Source organism: Microbacterium sp. B24 (assembly GCF_000333415.1).
Lineage (GTDB): Bacteria > Actinomycetota > Actinomycetes > Actinomycetales > Microbacteriaceae > Microbacterium.
In genome coordinates this window covers 1-3,104 of record NZ_BADB01000179.1, presented here as the reverse complement: position 1 = coordinate 3,104, position 3,104 = coordinate 1, and the positions used below count along the sequence as shown (strand labels likewise).

4 protein-coding genes are annotated in these 3,104 nt (G+C 72.1%); 3 read left to right on the top strand and 1 reads right to left on the bottom strand.

Translation table 11 applies throughout. The features are described from left to right. The 3 genes from I5I_RS04585 to I5I_RS04575 all read left to right on the top strand — a co-directional run. On the top strand, positions 1-1,288 hold a 1,288-nt coding region (locus tag I5I_RS04585; protein ID WP_036316961.1), incomplete at its 5' end, for an ATP-binding cassette domain-containing protein. Beyond that, on the top strand, positions 1,285-1,773 hold the full coding sequence (locus I5I_RS04580) for a GNAT family N-acetyltransferase (protein WP_051039476.1): 489 nt from the start codon (positions 1,285-1,287) through the stop codon (positions 1,771-1,773). The genes I5I_RS04585 and I5I_RS04580, both read left to right, overlap by 4 nt. After that, the gene (locus I5I_RS04575; protein WP_036316955.1) at positions 1,773-2,126 is read left to right on the top strand and encodes a VOC family protein; all 354 of its coding nucleotides are present in this window, start codon (positions 1,773-1,775) and stop codon (positions 2,124-2,126) included. Before I5I_RS04580 ends, I5I_RS04575 begins: the two co-directional genes overlap by 1 nt. Positions 2,127-2,408: 282 nt before the next feature. Here I5I_RS04575 and I5I_RS04570 read toward each other — a convergent pair. Then, on the bottom strand, positions 2,409-3,104 hold a 696-nt coding region (locus tag I5I_RS04570), incomplete at its 5' end, for a M23 family metallopeptidase (RefSeq protein WP_036316952.1).

Sequence of the window (3,104 nt, the reverse complement as noted above, 5' to 3'; positions counted from 1 at the left end):
AGCTCGGTCCCGGGGATCCTCTAGAGTCCATCCGCGCGATCTGTCCGCGGGCCAGCGGCGGTGCTTGGCGCTCGCGATCCAGACGGCGACGCGCCCCCGGGTGCTGCTGGTCGACGAACCGACGCGCGGACTCGACCCCGACGCCCGGCGGATGGTCGATGCTGCCGTCACGCGCATCGCGGCGGCCGGGACCGCCGTGCTCGTCGCGACCCATGACGCCGCGGTGATCTCCCGCGCCGACGTGGCGCTCGGCATGGACGCCGGTCGCCTATCCGCCGCGGGCACCACCACCGCCCCCGCCACCGCCGCCGCGGCCCCCGCCACCGCGCCGGGTGAAGACCGCGGCGCGACGCATCAGCCGCGTGCCGAAATCCTCCACTCCGCGCGCACGCAGCCTTCGGAGGCGGCCACAGCCGCCGAACCGGACGAAATCGGAGGAGCTCGGAACACACGAGCGCGGACCACCACCCGGGCACCGCGGCCACGCCGCGCGCTGACCGTCGCGCTGGTTGCGGCGAACGTTCTCGCCGCCGCTGCGTTCCTGTGGCCGCTCGCCGCGACCGCCCTCCCCGCACAGGCGCAGGCTGCCGTCGGGCCGATCGCGCTGGCTCTCGCGCCCCTGGCCGCGCTCGCCACCCTCGCGGCGCTCGACACGACGGTCCGCTCCGCCCAGACGCTGGCACTGCTGGCAGTGCTCGCCGCCATCGGCGCAGCCGTGCGCATCGCGAGCACCGGTGTCGGTGGCGTGGAGGCGCTGTTCGCGCTTCTCATCCTCGCCGGACGCGCGTACGGCGCCCGTTTCGGGCTGCTGCTGGGTGCGGCATCCGTGGGGCTGTCGGCGTTGCTGTGGGGAGGCGTCGGACCATGGCTGCCGTTCCAGATGTTCGCGTGCGCGTGGGTTGCGGCCGGCGCGGGCCTCCTGCCGCGCCGGGTGCGCGGCGGGGCGGAGATCGCGATGCTCATGGGATACGGCGTTGCCGCCGCGTACGCGTTCGGACTCATCATGAACATGTGGTTCTGGCCGTTCGCCGTCGGTGGCGGAACATCGATCTCGTATGTTCCCGGGGCGCCGCTGCCGCAGAACATGGGCGCCTTCCTCGTCTACTCGCTCGTGACCTCGACTCTCAGCTGGGACACGGTGCGCGCGCTCACCACCTTCATCGGCATCTGTCTCGTCGGTCGCGCCGTGCTGCGATCGCTGCGCCGAGCCAAGCCGGTGGCCGCCGCACCATCGCCGCCCCGCACGGGGGCGAGCCCTCGGAGTGCGCTCGCTAGAGTCGAATCATGACCGCAACGGTGCGCCCTTTGACGGCCGACGAGATCGCCGCCGACGCATTCCTCGCCCTGCTCTGGGAGGCCGCAGGAGTCGACACCGACGCCCTCATCCGCATTCGCGACGTCGAACTGCCCACGATGACCGTGGTCGGGACGGTCGAGGACGGCCGGGTGCTCGGCTTCGCCGCGTTCGGCGCCGACGCGCACGGCGCAGATCGCGCGGAGCTGCACTACATCGCCGTCGCACACGAGGCACGCGGAACGGGGCTCGGCTCTCGTCTCGTGGATGCCGCGCGCCGCGCCGACCCGACGCGACCCCTGTATGCGAGCACCGATGACGACGCCGTCGACTTCTACCGTCGCCTCGGCTTCGTCGTCTCCGACGCGCCCGGCGACCCGCGCTGGCCGGCGCGGCAGCGCTACGACTGCCTCCTGGAACCCCTGGGCGACCCGGCCGAGGCTTTGACGACCACGGCGCGCAACGGAGGCCGCGACTGATGCTCACCATCGGGTCGGTGGTGATCCGCGTCGATGATCTGGCGCGAGAGATCGCCTTCTGGACGGCGGCACTCGACTACGCGGCGCGCGAGCCCGTCGGCGACGACTTCGCACTGCTGCATCCGCGCGACGGCGTCGGCGTCAACGTGTCGCTCGACGCCGTCGCGGCTCCGCGCGTGCTGCCGCCGCGCATTCATCTCGATCTCTACGCGGATGATCAGGATGCCGAGGTGCGCCGACTCGAAGCGCTCGGGGCCCGTCGGGTGCACTGGGACAAGCAACCGCCGGATGCCGACTACGTCATCATGGAGGACCCCGAAGGCAACCGCTTCTGCGTCGTCGCGGCCGGTTAGGCGGGGACGGGCATCCACGCGGCGTGGGAGAATGGGGCACGGCGTGATCCACCCGAGGATGCCGCCGGAAGGACGAATCGTGCAGATCAGGAACTCCTCGGACTGGCGCGATGCCCTCCCCTTCGAGCTGCCGGTTTCCGCAGCGGAGGCCGTGCCCGGCGATGCCACGCGATGCTCCGGCTGCGGTCCCACGAGCGAGCCGTGGCCGCGCGAGGCGCTGTGGGTGGTGAAGCACCGGCATCCGACCAACCCGGCCGGTTTCGTGCGCTTCTACTGCGCCGATCACAAGCCGGCCGCGAAAATGGCTCCGGCCGCCGCGGCGGCGCCCGAACGCGCTCGCCGCACGCGGGCTGCCGCCGGTTCTGCTGCGCCGCGCAAGGCACCCGCCCCGATCATCCCCGAGCGCGAGGCCGTGCTCTGCCCCGACTGCTTCGTACAGGTTCCCGCCACGGGAGTCTGTGGCATGTGCGGCGCTCGCGTCAGCTGACGCCTGGCCCGTCCGAACGCGTCGCCGGCGCCAGCCGCTAGCATGAACACCTGGCCGCCGCTCGCTGCGGGCGCGGGTGCCGGAGCCGGTGCGTTGCCGCCGTTCGCGAGGGCCGCGGTGATGATGGGCCGCGGGTCGAAGTCGGCGCGAGACGTGTTGTGTCCGCCGTCAGAGAGGTCCGACACGACGAAGTGCAGATGCGGTCCAGTCCATCCGGTGCCCGGAGACTCGCCCCAGGTCGCCATCCGGCCGATGATGTCGCCCGCGTTCACACGCCCGGAGCGCTTCGCACTCGGCTCGAACATGTGGCAGTAGATGTCGCGCCGGCTCGGGTCGGCGTCGGGCTTGATGCAGACCCAGAAGCCGATGACCGAGGAGCGCCCGGAGTCGATGACCTCGCCCGAGCGAAGCGCAGGGATGTCGGCGACCTGGGCGTTGTTGGCGATGTCCTCGCCGCGGTGATAGCCCTTCGTGTAAACGGCCCGGGAGCC

What these genes read in the sequence shown, in the direction of transcription:
- I5I_RS04580 (WP_051039476.1), top strand. Translation starts at nt 1,285, where the DNA reads ATGACCGCAACGGTGCGCCCTTTGACGGCCGACGAGATCGCCGCCGAC.
- I5I_RS04575 (WP_036316955.1), top strand. Translation starts at nt 1,773, where the DNA reads ATGCTCACCATCGGGTCGGTGGTGATCCGCGTCGATGATCTGGCGCGA.